Raw genomic sequence first — 16,715 nt, forward strand, 5'->3', positions numbered from 1 at the left:
CGACCGGCGTCACTGCACGACGAATTCGGTGAACAGCACGTCCTGGACATGGATCGGCGCGGCGCCCTTGTCGGTCGGCTGCTCGATCAGCGTGCGCAGTTCCGTGGCGAGCGCGCGCTTGCCTTCGAGCGGCGCGAGTTCGTCAGGGTGCTTGTTCGAGAGTGCGAGCAGGATGCGGCTGCGCACTTCGGGCATGTGGTCGGTTAGCTCTTGCTGGGTTTTTGCGTCGGTGAGTTTTAACGTCAGGCCGATGCGCAGGAAATGCTGTTGGCCGTCGTCTGATTGCAGATTCACGGTCATTGATTCGAGCGGGAAGAACAGTGGGGCGGCGAGGGGCGCTGGCGCGCTGGCGGTTTCAGCCGATGCGGCGGCGGGGGCGCGCTTCGACATGAAGAACCACACGCCCGCGCCGGCTGCGCCCGCGGCAATGATCGCAATCAGGACGATCAGGATGATGCGCTTCATCGGGCCCGGTGATGCGGGCGCGGCTTGCTGGGTTGCGGTCGTGGTTGCCATGAGGTTTGCTTTGCTTGCCTTTAGTGCTGGTGAGGGTGATTGTTGTTGATTTGCTCGCGGTGCGATGGGTCGAAAAGAAGGGGGATTGAGGGTTATCTCTTGTTTTTGCTTTTTTGGCCTTTCCTTGAATTCGCAGTGGTCTATTGGCGTTGCCCCTGTGCGGGGCGGCACCTACTTTCTTTGCCACGGCAAAGAAAGTAGGCAAAGAAAGCCGCTTTACACCGCTAATTCTTAAGTGGGTCCCTCGCGCAGTCGCGGTAGTGGAGCATCTGGAATCGGTGTTCTCGCGCATTCCGCGTGAGTGACAAGGCGCTCATTCCTCCGGCGGCGCTCCGCGCGCCGTCGCGGTAATTCCTCAACCGTTAGACGCAAATCGGCGCCCTTCTGGGGGCGCCGATTACTGTCCGACGGTTTGTGCCTTTGGCGCACCACGCCTTAGGCATCAACGTCACGCGAATGTGTCGACCAAGCCGACCGTGCGGCGCACCGGGACGTTCGCCACCGTGTCGATCGAGTCCGTGCCGCTGCCGCCGCCATACGATCCGCTCCCGCCACTCGAGCGGCCGCCAGAACGGCCGGAGTCGGCGCTCTGCTGTTGGCTGCTCTGGCGCGCAAAGCCGTCGCTCACGCTCGCGCTTCCCAATCCGATGCCGTTCGATTCCATCGCCTCGCGTAGCTTCGGCAGCGCGGCTTCGACGGCTTCGCGCACGGACTGGTGCTGCGATACGAACAACGCATGTGCATGGTTATCGGCAACCTGCAAGACAACCTGTAGCGGCCCAAGATCCTTCGGGTTCAACGTCAACTCGGCACTCTGTGAATGTGCGTTCGATAAAAACACCACCTTCTGGCTCAACGCGTCTTCCCAGTCAGTCGTGCCGACCTGCGGTGACAGCGCGTTCGCTGCTTCCGCCGCGCCGGCGTTGCCAGTGGTCTGGACAGCCGCCGTTGTGCTCGCTGCGCTCGCCGCGGCTTGCGATGCGGCTAGCGCCGCTGTTGCTGCATCCGTCGCGCTCTTGAAGGAAGCGAGATCGTCGGCTTGCGTGCCCCCGGCTGCCGTTGCCGTCAATGCGTCGGACGCCGCTTTCGCGGCCGCGGATGGGTCGGCCACGGTCGTCGCCGCCGTCGTGATCGCGGCTTTCGATGCGGTCGATCCTTTGCCGTCGCCGAACAGGCCGGACGCCAAGGTCTTGCCGTCCGAGGTTCCGTTCAGCCCTCCGTTCGTGCCAGCCAAGCCGTTTGCCGAGGTTGCGGCGTTCGCAGCCGCGCCGCTCGCCAGCGCTTGCGCGGGCACGCCCTGGCCGTTCGCCAACGCGGCCAACGCTGCCTGCAGCGCGTCTTGCAATGACTTCGGATCAGTGGCGGCAGTCTTCTTGCCCGCCGTACCGCCGGTCGTGGCGTCCGTGGTCGTGCCGGGTAACGCGGTCGCGGCATCGGTCAAAGCCGTGGCCGGGTCTGTGGTTGTCGGCGTATTGGCGCTGTTGGCGTCGGCCTGTGCTTGTGCCTGGGCCTGAGCGGCAGCAGCCGCCGCAGCAGTGCCCGCGTCGGTCTGGTTCGCCGTGTTGCCGGTTTTCGCCGGCGTGGAGTTCGTCTTGTCGGTCGAAGCCTGTTGCGTATTACCCGACGAGGCCGAGGACGAAGCCGAGCTCGTCGGCTTGCTGGTGTCCTTGCTGCTGCTCGCGTCATCAGCGCTCTTCGTCGCGGGATCAGCCGGCGGCGGCGCGTCGTGCACGCTCGACGAAGACGCCGAGGACCCAGACGAAGACGCCGCAGCCGAAGCCTGCTGCTGGCTCGCGCTCTGCGCAGCCGCGCTGTTCTGCTGGTCGATGCTCTGCTGCAGGGTTTGCGAGAACGGTTTGGCGTTCGCCGCAGCGGCCATGGCCGCGCTGGTTGACGTGCTGCCGGCGGAGCCGAGCAGCGAGCCGATCTGTGAAAGAAGCGACATAGGGAATCCTGTCAATCGGTCAAACGGTGTTCAGTCAGTCGAGGCGGCGCTCATGCGCCTTACCTACGTCACGCGCCTTCGGCGCGCATCCTCAGAATCCGGGCGGCGTGTTCGTCGGCGTCGCGCTGGTCCCGCCGCGCCGTGGTCTTGGCTTCGGCTGCTTCGCCGCGCGCCTGCAGCACTTCGTACGAGCCGAGCTTCTGCTTCTGACGCTGCCAGTCAGGCTTGGCGGCCTCGACGCGCGCGTTGGCCGTCACCAACAGGTTGCGTTGCTGTTCAATGGCGGCGTCGAGCGTGTCGATGAATGCCTGGAAATTGCGCATGTTCCCTGCGGGCATGCCCGTCTGGGCCGTTGCGGTGAAGCGCGCGTGGTATTCGTCGCGGTACTGCACGAGGGCGTCGAGTTGCGACTGCACGTCGTTGCGCTCGCGCTGCGCTCGGCCCAAACGTTGTGCGGCGGCGTCCACATCGTCCTGGGCGAGGCCGATGAGGGTCTTGATCGGAAAGTGTTTCGTCATCGTCAGCCTCCTTGGGCAAACAGCGCGTCCAGCATCTCGAGACTCGGTTCAAAGTTCGCGCACTCGCGAAAACCTTGCTGCAAAAATGCTTCCATCCGCGGATACAGCGCAATGGCGCGGTCGAGCAGCGCGTCGCGCCCGCTCGAATACGCGCCGACGTTGATCAGATCGCGGTTGCGCTGATAGCGCGACAGCATCTGCTTGAACATACGCGTCTTGTCCAGATGGTTATCGTCGATCAGCGCGGTCATTGCCCGGCTAATCGACGCTTCGATGTCGATGGCCGGATAGTGGCCGGCTTCAGCCAGCGAGCGCGACAGCACGATGTGGCCGTCCAGAATCGCCCGCGCGGAGTCGGCGATCGGATCCTGCTGGTCGTCACCTTCGGTCAGCACGGTATAGAACGCGGTGATCGAGCCACCGCCCGCCGGGCCGTTGCCGGTCCGCTCGACGAGCGCCGGCAGCTTGGCGAACACCGAAGGCGGATAGCCCTTGGTGGCGGGCGGCTCGCCCACGGCCAGCGCGATCTCGCGCTGCGCCATCGCGTAACGGGTCAGCGAGTCCATCAGCAGCAGCACGTGCTTGCCCTGGTCGCGGAAATATTCAGCGAGCGAGGTCGAATACGATGCGGCCTGCATGCGCAGCAGCGGCGAGACGTCGGCCGGCGCGGCGATCACCACGGAGCGCGCCAACCCTTCCTCGCCGAGAATCTGCTCGATGAATTCCTTCACTTCGCGGCCGCGTTCGCCGATCAGGCCGATCACGATCACCTCGGCGCTGGTGTAGCGCGCCATCGTGCCGAGCAGCACCGATTTACCGACGCCCGAACCGGCGAACAAGCCCATGCGCTGACCACGGCCGACGGTCAAGAGCGCGTTGATCGCGCGCACGCCGACGTCGAGCACCTTGTGAATCGGTTCGCGGTTCAGCGGATTGATGACCGGCGCGGACAGCGGCGCGTCGGCATGCGCGCCGAGCGGACCGAGTCCGTCGAGCGGACGGCCGGAGGCGTCCAGCACGCGGCCAAGCAATTCCCAGCCGACCGGCAGACGCTTCGCGCCCGCCATCGGATCGGCGATCGGCGCGCTTTCGAGCGGAAACACGCGCGCGCCGGGCAGCAAGCCGATCACTTCGGTGGTCGGCATCAGAAACAGTTTGTCGCCGGAGAAGCCGACTACTTCGGCTTCGGCCATCGGCAGCGAACTGCCTTGCGGCAGTTCGATCATCACTTCGGCGCCCACCGAGAGACGCAGGCCCACGGCTTCGAGCACCAGGCCGGCCGCGCGCGTGAGACGTCCACAGGCGCGCATCGGCTTGGCGATCGCATTGCGTGCGCGCAGTGCGTCGAGGCGGCCGCGCCAGGCTTGCATGTGCGGATTGCTGTCGAGCGCGGGATCGTACGGCGCGTGGGCGACAGCGGCGGAAGCGGGGCTCGCGGCGACGGCCACGCGGCTCGCGGCGGCGCCCGTCGCCGGATGGGCATGCGCCGGATCGCGCAAGGCGGCTTCGATCGCCGCGACGGCAGCCGCGGCGGGTGTCACCGCAGCCGGTTCTTCCGCGAGCGCCTCGGCGCCGAACGACGCCAGCGCCAGTTCGCGTTCGAGCGGCGTCAGATCGCTGGCGCGGATCTCTTCGAGCGTCGGCTTCACCATGTGCTCACCTTGCCGAGTGCGGCAGCCACGCGCTCCCAGCGCGTGTCGATGCCGGCGTCCACTTCGCCGGTGCCGGCTTGCGCGCGGCAGCCGCCGCGTTCCACCGCCGGATCGGTGCGCACGGTCCAGCCGCGCGTTTGCAACTCTTCCATCAGATAGGCTTCGACCACCGGCAGATCGGCGGGACTCACGATCAAGGCCGGCGCGCCGACCAGCGTGGGCTCGGTGGCCAGCACCTCACGCGCGGCGGCGATCAGTGCGGTCGGGTCGTGCTGCACGTGCTGGCGCACCACTTGTTGCGCGATGTCGAGCGCGAGCGCGACCAGCGTCTCGGAGATCGCGCCTTGAGCGCCGTCGAGCGCGGCCTTGAAGGTTTCGGCCAGCGCGGCGAGCCGCGCGGCTTCTTCGCGCGCTTCGCTCTGGCCTTGCTCGAAACCCTGCGCGTGACCTTGGTCGTAGCCGGCCTGGTAGCCGAGCGCCTGCCCCGCCACGTGGCCGGACGCAATGCCCTGCGCATGAGCGGCGTCGCGCAGACGTTCGAGTTCGGCCTCGAACGCGCCGTCGTCGACTTCGGGTTCGGGCGGTGCCGGGGGCACCGGATCGAACGAGGCCATCTCCCAGCGCTGGTAGGCCGAGAGGCGTTCCTTCGCTGCGGAGTTCTGATCAGACATATGCATCTTCGGCCTTGCCGCCTAGAACGATCTGGCCACCTTCGGCCAGGTTGCGCACGATCTGCAGGATGCGGCGCTGCTGCGTCTCGACTTCGGAGACGCGCACCGGACCGCGCGCGTCGAGGTCTTCGGCGAGCAGTTCGGCAGCACGCTGCGACATGTTCGACAGGAACTTCTGGCGCAGCGCGGGCGGCGCGCCCTTCAGCGAGATGATCAACGCCTCGGACTCGACTTCCTTCAGCAACAGCTGGATCGCGCGGTCTTCCAGATCGAGCAGGTTCTCGAACACAAACATCTGATCAATGATCTTCTGCGCAAGTTCCGCGTCGTACTGGCGAACATTCTCGATAACGCCTTCTTCATGATTGCTCGACATGAAGTTGAGGATTTCGGCCGCCGTGCGGATGCCGCCCATCGGGCTGCGCTTGAGGTTGTCGCTGCCGGACAGGAGGCCGGTCAGCACGTCGTCGAGTTCGCGCAGCGCGGCCGGCTGGATGCCGTCGAGCGTCGCGATCCGCAGCAGCACGTCGTTGCGCAGCCGTTCCGTGAAGCAGGCGACGATTTCCGACGCCTGATCGCGGTCCAGGTGAACGAGGATGGTCGCGATGATCTGCGGATGCTCGTTCTTGATGAGTTCGGCGACCGCCGCGGAATCCATCCACTTCAGGCCTTCGATACCGCTGGTATCGCTGCCCTGCAGAATCCGGTCGATGATCGCGCCGGCCTTGTCGTCGCCGAGCGCCTTGGTCAGCACCGAACGGATGTATTCGTTCGAATCCAGCGACATGCCGGTGTGCTGTTCGGCCTCGCGCACGAACTCCTGCAGGACTTCGTCGACCTGCTCGCGGGTCACGCTCTTCAGTGCGGCCATCGCGACGCCGATCTTCTGGACTTCACGCGGCCCGAGGAACTTGAACACCTGCGCGGCTTCTTCCTCGCCGATCGACATCAGCAGGAGCGCGCTCTTCATTACGCCTTCAGCGCTCATCGGACACCCAATTTTTCACGACGGTTGCAACGATCTTCGGATCCTGGCGCGCGATGTTGCGCGCGAATTCCAGGTTCCGCTCATATTTGTGCTTGGAGCTTTCGAGGGCGAGCAGTTCGCTGTCGGTTTCCAGCTCGGCGACCGTGCTCGCACCCGCGCGCTCGGCGGCGGGGATGCCGTCCAGCAGGATCGGCTCGTCCGGCGACGGCAGCGCCGCGGCGGCGGCCGGCTCCGGCGGCGGGAAAGCGCGGCGCAGCGCCGGCTTCACCATCACGAAGTACAGGAACAGGGCGACCGCGCCGATGCCGAGGTAAGTGGCGATCTGCTTGGCGAGCGCGATCATGTCCGGCGTGCGCCACCACGGCAGGTCGGCGTTCGGATCGACTTCGGTGGTGAACGGGCTGTTGACCACGTTGACCGAGTCGCCGCGCGCCTGGTCGAAGCCCATCGCGTCCTTCACCAGCTGGTTGACCTGCGCGAGCTTGTCGGCGGTGACCGGCTGCATCGTGGCGTGACCCTTGCCGTCGACCACGCGCAGGTAGTTCACCACCACCGCCACCGACAGACGCTTGATGCCGCCCATCGGCTGCTCGAGATGGCGCACCGTCTTGTCGAGTTCGTAGTTGGTGGTCGAGTCCTTGCGGTCGCTGACCGGCGTGGTCGTCACGCCGCTCGCACCGTTCGGCGCGTTGATCGGCGCCGAAGCCGGCTGCGGCGGCTGGTTCGACAGCGCGCCCGGCACGCCCGAGGCGCCGCCTTGCGACATTTCGGTGGCGCTGCTCGATTGCTGGCTGCGGATCGCCGCCTGTTGCGGGCTACCGTTCGGACCGTAGTTTTCCGAGGTCTGCTCGCTGTGCGAGAAGTCGATGTCGGCGCTGACCTGCGAATGCGCGTTGCCCGAGCCGAACAGGGGAGCCAGGATCGCGTCGATGCGCTGCTGGGTGCTGCGCTCGATCTGCTGGCGGTACTTCAGTTGCGAGGCGTCGAGTCCGCTGCCGGTGGACGGCTGCGTCAGCAGGTTGCCGTCCTGGTCGAGGATGGTCACGCCCTTCACCGGCATATCCGGCACCGCCGACGACACCATATGGGTGATCGCCAGCACCTGGCCTTCGTCGAGCGCGCGGCCCGGGTAGAGGTTGACCAGCACGGAGGCGGACGGCGCTTCCTTGTCGCGCACGAACACGGAAGGCTTCGGAATCGCCAGATGCACGCGCGCCGACTTCACCGACGAAATCGATTCGACCGTGCGCTCCAGTTCGCCTTCCAGTGCGCGCTGATAGTTGATCTGCTCGGCGAACTGGCTGATGCCGAACTTCTGGTTGTCCATCAGTTCGAAGCCGACCGAGCCGCTCTTGGGCAAGCCCTGCGACGCGAGGCGCAGACGCATTTCATGCACCTGTTCGGCTGGCACGAGGATCGCGCCGCCGGCGTCGGAGAACTTATAGGGGATGTTGGCCGCCTGAAGCGCCGTGATGATGGCGCCGCCGTCGCGGTCCGACAGGTTGCTGTAGAGCACCTTGTAGTCCGGCGCCCGCGACCACAGGAACAGCCCCGCCACCACGGCGACCAGCAGCGCCACCGCGAAAATCAGCGGGGCGCGCGGGTTGCCGCGCATTTGCGCGAGGCCTGACAGGCGCTGGCCGAAGTTGCCACCGAGGTTGCTCCCCAGGCCGCCGAGGTCTGCTGCGCCGCCGGCCTGGCCGGCACCGGCCGCACCGGCGCCTGGCTGCGCGCCGGCGAGGCCCATGCGGGCGTCGGGGTTGATCAAAGAGTTGGCTGACGAATCCATGCGTCGGGTTTCTCCGGGATGCCTTTTGCGTTCTGCCCGCTACCGCACCGAGGGTCGGCGGGCGCACGGACAGAGACTTTCACCCTTGAAATTATCCGCAGCGCGGCTCAACCCGATTGCTTGAATAGAGCCGGGTTTCCCCCCTAGTTTCGGGGCTTTCCCGTATGGCCCGCTGCTATGCTTTCGTCCAGATCGGTACGGTTTGGCATGCCGGTCGTCCTTCCCTGGAGAAAACATGACTTTCCCCGTGAACGCGCTTTCGTCGGCGCTGCAACAGATGCAGTCGATGGCGGCGCAAGCGGCCGGCGGCAGCAACGCCGTCGCCGATACGTCCGGCGCGGCAACGCCCACCGGTTTTGCCTCGGCGCTGAAAGCTTCGCTGGACAAGATCAGCGGCGATCAGACCAAGGCGGTCGGCGAATCGCAGGCGTTCGAACTCGGCTCGTCGAACGTGTCGCTGAACGACGTGATGGTCGACATGCAAAAGGCCAACGTGGGCTTCCAGTTCGGCCTGCAGGTGCGCAACAAGCTGGTGTCCGCCTACAACGACATCATGCAGATGTCGGTGTGAACGCGGCTCGGGCGGCAAGGCTGTTCCGCCCGCCCGAACGCGTGCACGCCGTGCGGCCCTCAAGGGCTGCGCCATCCGGCCCCTTAATACTCCTTACACCGGCCTAAAGCTTTCCCGCTGCCTATCCGATAACCAGGTACAGGCAGAAATCGGGGTGCGGCAACGTGCCCGGATGGGGTGCCACGACCAACCGCAGTGCAAGAGAGGAGGAGCGCCGATGTTTTCCCCAGGACACTCTGGAGCCAATGCGTACGCACGCGTCGGCGTCGAGACAGGGGTGATGGGCGCGAGTCCGCATCGTCTGATCGTGATGTTGTATCAGGGCGCCCGGCAGGCGATCGCGCAGGCGCGCATGCATCTGCAGCAGGGCAATGTGCCGGCGCGCGGAGAGGCGATCGGCAAGGCGATTCAGATCGTCGAAAGCGGGCTGCAGCAGTCGCTCAACCTCGAGGCGGGCGGTGAGATTGCGGAGCGGTTGAACGCGCTATATAGCTATATGTCGCGCCGGCTGCTCGAAGCCAACATAAAACAAAGCGAGGCGATGCTGGTCGAGGTGGATGGTCTTCTGGCCACACTCGAAGAGGCATGGATCGGGATTGCCCCGGAGATCGCGCGGATGGCAGCCCAGCCCGCCGCGGAAAGCATGAGATGACATCGAACGCAGAATACTTCGCCCGTTATGAGGCGATTGCAGCGATTTCCTGCCGCATGCTGATGGCTGCCCGGCGCGCACTGTGGAACGATCTGGTCCACTTGCAAGACGAATACCGCCATCTGGTGGACGGGTTGAAGGATGCCGAAACAGGGGTGAAGCTCGACGAGTCGGAGCGTCTGCGCAAATACGCGCTGATCCGCCAGATCCTCGCCGACGACGCTGCGATCCGCGATCTGGCGAATCCGCGCATGGCCAATCTGTCCGCGCTGTTCGCCGGACGGCCGACGCGCGTGCTCAAGGAGCTGTACGGAGCGCGCTGAGTTTTGCCGCGTGCGCCGAGGGGCGCCTCTATCCATCCGGCTGACTGACTTTATTTGAGCGCGACGCCGCCAATGTGACCAAGGAATCGGCATGAACGGAATCGACACGGCCGTCGCTTCGGTGCTCGCGAGCCGGATCGACAGTCTGCTCAACATCGCGCCAGGCAGTGCGGCCGCTTCGCAGGCCGGCACGGCGGGTGTCGAAACCGCGCCGACCATGCCGGCGCTCATTGAGACGCCCGCGCCGCAGCCTTCCGCCCAGACCGCGCTGTCCGCTGTCGCGCTGACGCTCAATGCGATCGTGCGCTCGGGCGGCGAGGCGACGCCCGCCGTGATCGGCCAGACGCCGATCTGGCCGGCCGCGCCCGCGCTCGATGTCGAAGTTGGTGCGTTTCCGCTGTTCGACACGTCCGCGGCTGCGACGGCTTCCAACGCTTCAACGGCCAATCCGAATGCCGCCGCAACCGCGGCCACCGCCAATGTCGCGGCGGCCCAGGTGCCGGTCGCGGCGCTCGCGGCCGCGCTCGAAAAGACCGTCGGCGACAGTGGTCTTTTCTACGAAGCGCATCTCGCGCAATGGCTGGCGGGTCAGCGTTCGCCCGCTTCGCTCGCCAGCGAGGCGCAAAACAAACTCGTCGCCGCTGCCGCGCAACTGCCGCTCGACTGGGCGAACGATGGCGGCGAGGCGTCTCCCGCCAATCCGTCCGCCCGCCAAGGCATGGGTGCGGCGCCGAATGGTTCAGCGAACGGCGGCGCGCCGGACGCCGGCGCCGCCGCTCGCGGAGCGCCCTCGATCCCTAACGCGCAAGCCGCGCGTTTCGTGGCCGGCGAGGTGCTGGCCAGTTCCCTGTCCGACCTCAACGGCCAGCCCACGCGTGCGAGTCTGCATAGCGCTGCGGCGCAAACCGTCGACGGCGGCGCCTCGCAGAATTCGCAGTCGATGGCGGCGGCGGTTCATCCCGCGACCGTGCCGTTGGTGCGTCAGCAGCTCGATCTGCTCGCGACCGGCCAGTTTCGCTGGACTGGCGAAGCGTGGCCGGGCGCCAAACTCGACTGGACCATCGAACAGGACGGCGACGAATGGGACCGCAGCGGCGGCGGCGCGGCGAGCGAGGACGACCAGCCGTGGCGCACCCGCCTGACGCTGTCGCTGCCGACGCTAGGCACCGTCGACGCGGAATTGACGCTGACCGGCACGCGGCTCGTCGCGCGCGTGCAGGCGAGTCCTGGCGGCGCCGCGCGTCTCGCCATGCAGGGCGAGAGCTTTCGTCAGCGGCTCGCGGCGGCGGGCATCCAATTGAACGGGCTGACGATTCGCGAGATCGGAGGCGGGGCGCCCGCCACCGCCGCGAATGCCGCGGGCGCCGCGGCCGCTCAGGCGGCGGCGTCGGCGTATGCGCGGTCGGCGTCGGCGGGCAGTTCGGCGGAGGCGGGCGGTGCGGCCGGTTCGTCAGTGAACCGAACCACGGGCGTGCGTCGCACGGCACGCACCAGTCGCACGGAACCCACGCCGCTCGACGATTTCGATTGGGACATGTGATGAGCCGCAAACATCGCCGCAGCGCGGCCGCGCTCGTCTACGACGCCCAAGGCAGTGATCCCGCGCCGCGCGTGATCGCCAAAGGCTACGGCATGCTGGCCGAGATGATCGTGCAACGGGCCAAGGAAGCCGGCCTATATGTGCACGAGGCACCTGAAATGGTTTCCCTGCTGATGCAGGTGGATCTCGACGCGCGGATTCCGCCCCAGCTTTATCAGGCGGTGGCGGAAATGCTCGCGTGGCTGCATCGGCTGGAAAGCGGCGCGGAGAATGAGCCGCCGCAAGCCGCGAATGCCGACGCGCAGGACGTCATCGATGTGGTGGCCACCGAAATCGAAGGCGGCCCGGCGGCGCGCTGAGCGTCAGAACCGCATCATCAGTTTCAGCAGCGCGTTCACCCGTTTGCCGTACGGCGGCGAAATCCACCCGCGGGCATTCAGACGCGCCTGCGTCAGCACCGGCTTCATCTTCGAGAAAGTCACGAAGCCTTCGTAGCCGTGATACGCGCCCATTCCGCTTGCCCCGACTCCGCCGAACGGCAGGCTCTCACACGCCAGATGCATCAGCGTTTCATTGATCGCCATGCCGCCGGCAATGGTTTCGTGCGTCACGCGGTCAATGGTGGTGGCGTCGTCGGCGTAGAGATACAGCGCGAGCGGACGCGGCCGGGCGTTGATCCACGCGATCGCGTCGTCGAGCGTGTCGTAGGGCACGACCGGCAGCAGCGGCCCGAAGATTTCCTCCTGCATCAGCGCGCATTCGTCCGGCGCGTTGGTGACGGCGATCAGCGGGAAGCGGCGGCTCGCCGCATCGGGCGCGCTGTCGGTGAGCGCGTGCAGTTGCGCGCCGGCGGTCTGGGCTTCGTCGGCGAGACGTTCGAGGCGCGCGAAGTGGCGCTCGGAAATGATCGACGTGTAGTCGGGATTGTTGCCGAAGTTCGGGTACATCTTCGCCATTCGCGCCCGCGCCCGCTCGACGAACGCCTGCTCCTTGCCGCGCGGCACCAGCACGTAGTCCGGCGCGACGCAGGTCTGCCCCGCGTTGAGCGTCTTGCCAGCGACGAGGTTGTCCACCGCGTTGTCGAAGCGCGCGTGCGCGCCGATGATGGCCGGCGACTTGCCGCCCAGTTCGAGCGTGACCGGCGTCAGATGCTCGGCGGCGGCGCGCATCACTTCGTGGCCGACCTTGGTCGAGCCGGTGAACAGCAGATGGTCAAAGGGCTGTGCGCTGAACGCGGCGGCAAGCGCGGCGTCGCCGTTCACCACCGCGACGTGATCGCGCGCGAAGGTTTGTCCGATCAACTGCTCGAACAGCGCCGAAGTGCGCGGCGTCAGTTCGGACATTTTGATGATCGCGCGATTGCCGGCGGTCAACGCGCTGACGAGCGGCCCGACCGCGAGCAGCACCGGATAATTCCACGGCACGATGATGCCGGCCACGCCGAGCGGCTGCGGCACGACTTTCGCGCGCGCCGGCAGCAGCCATTTGTTGGTGCTGCGGCGCTGCGGTTTCATCCAGCGCTTGCCGTGTCTAAGCGCGCCGTCGATTTCCTCCTTCACCAGCAGGAATTCGGCGAGCAGCACTTCCTGTTTCGCGCGATTGCCGAAGTCGGCGTTCATCGCGTCGGCGAGCGCGTCGCGATTGTCGAGCATGACTTTGCGCAGCGCTTTCAGATGCGCGGCGCGCGTGTCCCATGACGGATACGGCGCGCGCAGATAAGCATGGCGCTGATCGCGCAGCAGCGCTTCGAGCGCGGCGACCTCCGGCAGATCGTTCTTCATGTGTCCACTCCCTGATGGATAGCGTCGCGCGTCGAGTCGCGCTTTTATTGGATGTGCTTCCGCAGCTTCTGCTTCGCGGCGTGCCTGCACGCGTCCGTGCTGAACGTCACACAGGAAAAGCCCGTTCGATGATCGCCGCGTGATCGAACGTGGCCGGCAGCGTGCCGTACACACGGCCGCTCTCGCCGCAGCCGTCGGCAAGACGCGTGGCAATGAATGCCTCAGCGACTTCGGTGGGCGCGTGCTTGAGCAGCAAGGTCGCCTGCGCGATCAGTACGACCTGCTGCGCGATCCGCCGCGCCGAGGCTTCGCGATGTTCAGCCGGTCCGTTGAGCGTGGCGGCGAGTTTGCCGAGCGCTGCGCTCAATGCCGGATGCGCGTGGGCGTCCGCCTGCCACGCGGCGAACAACGCCTGCGCGGCTTCCGGTTCGCGCTCCATCGCGCGCAGCACGTCGAGGCACATCACGTTGCCGGAGCCTTCCCAGATCGAATTCACCGGCGCCTCACGATAGAAGCGCGCCATCGGGCCAGTTTCGACGTAGCCGTTGCCGCCCCAAACCTCCATCGCCTCGCCGGTGAATTCCAGCGCGCGCTTGCAGACCCAGTACTTCGCCGCGGGCGTGACAATGCGGCGCCAGGCACGCTCGGCAAGCGAGGTGGAGGCGGCGTCGGTGGACTCTTCGAAAGCGTGCGCGAGACGCATGAACAGCACCGTCGCCGCTTCGGATTCCAAGGCCAGATCGGCGAGCACGTTGCGCATCAGCGGCTGATCGGCGAGATGCCGGCCGAACGCGCTGCGATGGCGCGCATGGTGGATGGCCTGCACGAGCGCCGCGCGCATCAAGGCCGCGCTGCCGATCACGCAATCGAGCCGCGTGTAATTCGCCATTTCGATGATGGTCGGCACGCCGCGTCCTTCGTCGCCGATCATGATGCCGAACGCGTCGAGAAATTCGACTTCGCTGCTCGCATTCGAGCGATTGCCGAGCTTGTCTTTCAGGCGCTGGATCTGCACGTTGTTTTTGCGGCCGTCCGGTGCGAAGCGCGGCACGAAGAAGCACGACAGGCCTTCGTGTTCGTCGGTGCGGCCAAGCACGAGATGCGCGTCGCACTGCGGCGCGGAGAAAAACCACTTGTGGCCGACGAGGCGGTAGGCGGCGCCGCGGCCGCTGCCGGCGGTGGAGTAGGCGCGGGTCTGATTGCTGCGCACGTCCGAGCCACCTTGCTTTTCGGTCATGCCCATGCCGATCATCGCGGAGGTTTTCTGCTTGAGCGGCACGTCGCGCGGATCGTGCTCGCGCGCGTAGAGCTTGTCGCGCAACGTCGCGAATAGCGCGGGTTCGCGTTGCAGCACGGGGATGCTCGCGAAGGTCATCGTCAGCGGGCAGAGCGAACCGGATTCGATTTGCGCGTGCAGGAAGTAACCGGCGCAGCGCGCGACCATCGCGCCGCGTTGTGGGTCGGAAAACGGTAACGCGTGCAGACCTTCGCCGCGCAGCAGCGCGAGCAGCGTATGCCACGAAGGGTGAAACTCGAGCGCGTCGATGCGCTCGCCGCGCGGACTATGCGTGAATAATTCAGGCGAATGGCGGTTGGCCAGTTCGGCGAGCGCCAGGGTGTCCGGCGTGGTGAGCGCCGCGCCGTGCCGCAGCAACGCGCCGCGATGCCACCCGGCGCCGTCGCGTTCGAGGGCGGCGGATAAGGCGGCGTCGCTGGAAAACAGGTTGTAGTCCGCCAGCGGCGGAACCTGATTGCTCACCTCGTGAGTCTGGCCGAAGCTGTGCCGTTCCATCTGCTGTCTCCGTTCAACGCATGCTCGCCGGTGTCGGTCGGCGCTGCGCTGTTTCATCGATGCTTGTCGTGCCGCGCGCTGAGAGGACGGCGCGTACGGCGCCGTGTTTGAATGCTTTGCGCGGCCGCCCGGCGGGCGCTAGCGCGTCTTTCATCATAGGGTCGCGGCGCCACTTCCGTTTAGAGGAATCGCTCTGACGCGAACCCGCCGCGCTATCCGAACGCTCCCTACAATGCCGGTAAAACACACGTAGACAAGTGTGCACGAGACAAGGGTGTGCGAGCAACGCGGCCCATCAGGAGGAGCGGATGCAATACGACTACATCATCGTCGGTGCGGGTTCGGGCGGCTGTGCGCTGGCGAGCCGTCTCGCGGATAGCTGCCCGGACGCGACGATCGCCCTGATCGAAGCCGGCCCGCACACCAACCGCAATCTGTTCGTCAACATGCCGGTTGGCGTGGCCGCCGTGGTGCCGCACAAGCTCAAAACCAATTACGGTTATCTGACCACGCCGCAGCCGGGGCTCGGTGGACGGCAAGGGTATCAGCCGCGCGGGCGTGGCTTCGGCGGATCGAGCGCGATCAACGCGATGATTTATACGCGCGGCCATCCGCTCGATTACGACGAATGGGCGCAACTGGGGTGCGAAGGCTGGTCGTGGGCGGAAGTGCTGCCGTATTTCCGCCGCGCCGAAGGCAACCAGCGCGGCGCCGATGCATGGCATGGCGACAGCGGCCCGCTCACCGTCTCCGATCTGCGCTACCAGAATCCGTTTTCGCGGCGCTTCGTGCAGGCGGCAATGGAAGCCGGCTACAAGCCGAACAGCGACTTCAACGGCGCGGACCAGGAAGGAATCGGCTTCTATCAGGTGACGCAGCGCGACGGCCGCCGTTGCAGCGTGGCGCGCGCCTATATCTACGATCGCGAGCGTCCCAACCTGCACACGATCGCCGACGCGACGGTGCTGCGTGTCGCCTTCAACGGCAAGTGCGCGAGCGGCGTGGAGATCGTGCGCGGCGGCCGCGCCGAAACGCTTGAAGCACGCGCGGAGGTGGTGCTCGCCGTGGGCGCGTTCAATTCGCCGCAACTGCTGATGTGCTCGGGCATCGGACCGGCGGCGCATCTGCAGTCGGTCGGTATTTCGGTGCTGCACGACGCGCCGGAGGTCGGCCAGAACCTGATCGACCACATCGATTTCACGATCAACAAACGGGTTTCGTCGATCGAACCGACCGGGTTTTCGATTCGAGGCATCGCGCGGATGCTGCCGCAGTTCGTCACTTTCATGCGCCACGGACGCGGCATGCTGTCGAGCAATGTCGCCGAGGCGGGCGGTTTTCTGAAGAGCAATCCGACGCTCGACCGGCCGGATGTGCAACTGCATTTCTGTGCGGCCATCGTCGACGATCACAACCGTCACATGCATTGGGGCCACGGTTATTCGCTGCATGTGTGCGTATTGCGGCCGCATAGCCGCGGTACGGTGACGCTGGCGAACGCCGATGCGCGCACCGCGCCGGTGATCGACCCGCGCTTTTTCAGCGACTCGCGCGATCTCGATCTGTTGGTGGACGGCACGCGGATGGCGCGGCGCATTCTCGATGCACCCTCGCTCGCGCTACATGGCGGCAGCGAGTTGTACACGCATGCCGGCCAGTCGGACGCGGAGTTGCGCCGCACGATCGCCGAGCATGCCGACACGATCTATCACCCGGTGGCGACTTGCCGGATGGGCGGCGACACGCGCTCGGTGGTCGATCCGCAATTGCGCGTGCGAGGCGTCACGGGGCTGCGGATCGTCGATGCGTCGGTGATGCCGACGCTGATCGGCGGCAACACCAATTCGCCGACGGTGATGATCGGCGAGCGCGCGGCCGAACTGATCGCGGCGGCGCGCCGCGAGTCGCAAGCGGAATTGAAGATGGCGTCAATCAGCAGAGCTGGCGTGGCGACGAACACCGCCTGAGTTCTCGGCG

15 protein-coding genes are annotated in these 16,715 nt (G+C 66.3%); 6 read left to right on the forward strand and 9 right to left on the reverse strand.

Annotation, left to right across the window (positions count from 1 at the left end; translation table 11 throughout):
• Nucleotides 1-9 precede the first annotated feature (9 nt).
• The 7 genes from fliL to fliF form a co-directional block, all read right to left on the reverse strand.
• Complete coding sequence (gene fliL / locus PQR42_RS20480) at nt 10-516, reverse strand: flagellar basal body-associated protein FliL (RefSeq protein WP_408207218.1); 507 nt, start codon at nt 514-516, stop codon at nt 10-12.
• A 448-nt stretch (nt 517-964) separates the two neighbouring features.
• Nucleotides 965-2,461, reverse strand: coding sequence for a flagellar hook-length control protein FliK (locus PQR42_RS20485; protein ID WP_408384013.1), 1,497 nt, complete (start codon nt 2,459-2,461; stop codon nt 965-967).
• 68 nt (nt 2,462-2,529) lie between these two features.
• Complete coding sequence (fliJ, locus tag PQR42_RS20490; RefSeq protein WP_408384015.1) at nt 2,530-2,979, reverse strand: flagellar export protein FliJ; 450 nt, start codon at nt 2,977-2,979, stop codon at nt 2,530-2,532.
• A gap of 2 nt (nt 2,980-2,981) precedes the next feature.
• Entirely contained in the window at nt 2,982-4,631 is a 1,650-nt protein-coding gene (gene fliI, locus PQR42_RS20495) for a flagellar protein export ATPase FliI (protein ID WP_408384017.1), read from the reverse strand.
• Nucleotides 4,625-5,308, reverse strand: coding sequence for a flagellar assembly protein FliH (gene fliH, locus PQR42_RS20500; RefSeq protein WP_408207226.1), 684 nt, complete (start codon nt 5,306-5,308; stop codon nt 4,625-4,627). Before fliH ends, fliI begins: the two co-directional genes overlap by 7 nt.
• The gene (gene fliG, locus PQR42_RS20505) at nt 5,295-6,290 is read right to left on the reverse strand and encodes a flagellar motor switch protein FliG (RefSeq protein WP_007179928.1); all 996 of its coding nucleotides are present in this window, start codon (nt 6,288-6,290) and stop codon (nt 5,295-5,297) included. Before fliG ends, fliH begins: the two co-directional genes overlap by 14 nt.
• Nucleotides 6,280-8,079: a flagellar basal-body MS-ring/collar protein FliF gene (fliF, locus tag PQR42_RS20510; RefSeq protein WP_408384019.1), complete on the reverse strand. Its 1,800-nt coding sequence runs from the start codon at nt 8,077-8,079 to the stop codon at nt 6,280-6,282. Before fliF ends, fliG begins: the two co-directional genes overlap by 11 nt.
• Before the next feature lie 235 nt (nt 8,080-8,314).
• Between fliF and fliE the strand changes: the two genes are divergently transcribed.
• The 5 genes from fliE to PQR42_RS20535 all read left to right on the forward strand — a co-directional run bounded on the left by fliE (nt 8,315) and on the right by PQR42_RS20535 (nt 11,524).
• Entirely contained in the window at nt 8,315-8,650 is a 336-nt protein-coding gene (gene fliE, locus PQR42_RS20515; protein ID WP_408384020.1) for a flagellar hook-basal body complex protein FliE, read from the forward strand.
• 217 nt (nt 8,651-8,867) lie between these two features.
• Nucleotides 8,868-9,302 carry a flagellar export chaperone FliS gene (fliS, locus tag PQR42_RS20520; protein WP_007179925.1) on the forward strand — a complete coding sequence of 145 codons (435 nt, stop codon included), beginning with the start codon at nt 8,868-8,870 and terminating at the stop codon, nt 9,300-9,302.
• Entirely contained in the window at nt 9,299-9,625 is a 327-nt protein-coding gene (locus PQR42_RS20525) for a flagellar protein FliT (protein ID WP_132376621.1), read from the forward strand. The genes fliS and PQR42_RS20525 overlap by 4 nt, the downstream gene beginning before the upstream one ends.
• Before the next feature lie 91 nt (nt 9,626-9,716).
• Nucleotides 9,717-11,165, forward strand: a complete 1,449-nt coding sequence (fliK, locus tag PQR42_RS20530) for a flagellar hook-length control protein FliK (RefSeq protein ID WP_408493703.1) — start codon at nt 9,717-9,719, stop codon at nt 11,163-11,165.
• The gene (locus PQR42_RS20535; RefSeq protein WP_408207236.1) at nt 11,165-11,524 is read left to right on the forward strand and encodes an EscU/YscU/HrcU family type III secretion system export apparatus switch protein; all 360 of its coding nucleotides are present in this window, start codon (nt 11,165-11,167) and stop codon (nt 11,522-11,524) included. Before fliK ends, PQR42_RS20535 begins: the two co-directional genes overlap by 1 nt.
• A gap of 3 nt (nt 11,525-11,527) precedes the next feature.
• Here PQR42_RS20535 and PQR42_RS20540 read toward each other — a convergent pair whose 3' ends face one another.
• Entirely contained in the window at nt 11,528-12,946 is a 1,419-nt protein-coding gene (locus tag PQR42_RS20540; RefSeq protein WP_408493704.1) for a coniferyl aldehyde dehydrogenase, read from the reverse strand.
• Between the two features lie 106 nt (nt 12,947-13,052).
• The gene (locus tag PQR42_RS20545; RefSeq protein ID WP_408384026.1) at nt 13,053-14,738 is read right to left on the reverse strand and encodes an isovaleryl-CoA dehydrogenase; all 1,686 of its coding nucleotides are present in this window, start codon (nt 14,736-14,738) and stop codon (nt 13,053-13,055) included.
• A gap of 308 nt (nt 14,739-15,046) precedes the next feature.
• On the opposite strand from PQR42_RS20545, the gene PQR42_RS20550 reads away from it, so the two are divergent.
• Nucleotides 15,047-16,705, forward strand: a complete 1,659-nt coding sequence (locus PQR42_RS20550) for a GMC family oxidoreductase (RefSeq protein ID WP_408493705.1) — start codon at nt 15,047-15,049, stop codon at nt 16,703-16,705.
• The last annotated feature ends 10 nt before the right edge of the window (nt 16,706-16,715 follow it).

Origin of the sequence: Paraburkholderia sediminicola (genome assembly GCF_046027355.1) — a bacterium.
GTDB classification, from domain to species: domain Bacteria; phylum Pseudomonadota; class Gammaproteobacteria; order Burkholderiales; family Burkholderiaceae; genus Paraburkholderia; species Paraburkholderia sediminicola_B.

Bases quoted from the DNA above. Each gene is read 5' to 3' on its own strand.
- fliL (WP_408207218.1), bottom strand. From the start codon at position 516: ATGGCAACCACGACCGCAACCCAGCAAGCCGCGCCCGCATCACCGGGC.
- PQR42_RS20485 (WP_408384013.1), bottom strand. From the start codon at position 2,461: ATGTCGCTTCTTTCACAGATCGGCTCGCTGCTCGGCTCCGCCGGCAGC.
- fliJ (WP_408384015.1), bottom strand. From the start codon at position 2,979: ATGACGAAACACTTTCCGATCAAGACCCTCATCGGCCTCGCCCAGGAC.
- fliI (WP_408384017.1), bottom strand. From the start codon at position 4,631: ATGGTGAAGCCGACGCTCGAAGAGATCCGCGCCAGCGATCTGACGCCG.
- fliH (WP_408207226.1), bottom strand. From the start codon at position 5,308: ATGCATATGTCTGATCAGAACTCCGCAGCGAAGGAACGCCTCTCGGCC.
- fliG (WP_007179928.1), bottom strand. From the start codon at position 6,290: ATGAGCGCTGAAGGCGTAATGAAGAGCGCGCTCCTGCTGATGTCGATC.
- fliF (WP_408384019.1), bottom strand. From the start codon at position 8,079: ATGGATTCGTCAGCCAACTCTTTGATCAACCCCGACGCCCGCATGGGC.
- fliE (WP_408384020.1), top strand. From the start codon at position 8,315: ATGACTTTCCCCGTGAACGCGCTTTCGTCGGCGCTGCAACAGATGCAG.
- fliS (WP_007179925.1), top strand. From the start codon at position 8,868: ATGTTTTCCCCAGGACACTCTGGAGCCAATGCGTACGCACGCGTCGGC.
- PQR42_RS20525 (WP_132376621.1), top strand. From the start codon at position 9,299: ATGACATCGAACGCAGAATACTTCGCCCGTTATGAGGCGATTGCAGCG.
- fliK (WP_408493703.1), top strand. From the start codon at position 9,717: ATGAACGGAATCGACACGGCCGTCGCTTCGGTGCTCGCGAGCCGGATC.
- PQR42_RS20535 (WP_408207236.1), top strand. From the start codon at position 11,165: ATGAGCCGCAAACATCGCCGCAGCGCGGCCGCGCTCGTCTACGACGCC.
- PQR42_RS20540 (WP_408493704.1), bottom strand. From the start codon at position 12,946: ATGAAGAACGATCTGCCGGAGGTCGCCGCGCTCGAAGCGCTGCTGCGC.
- PQR42_RS20545 (WP_408384026.1), bottom strand. From the start codon at position 14,738: ATGGAACGGCACAGCTTCGGCCAGACTCACGAGGTGAGCAATCAGGTT.
- PQR42_RS20550 (WP_408493705.1), top strand. From the start codon at position 15,047: ATGCAATACGACTACATCATCGTCGGTGCGGGTTCGGGCGGCTGTGCG.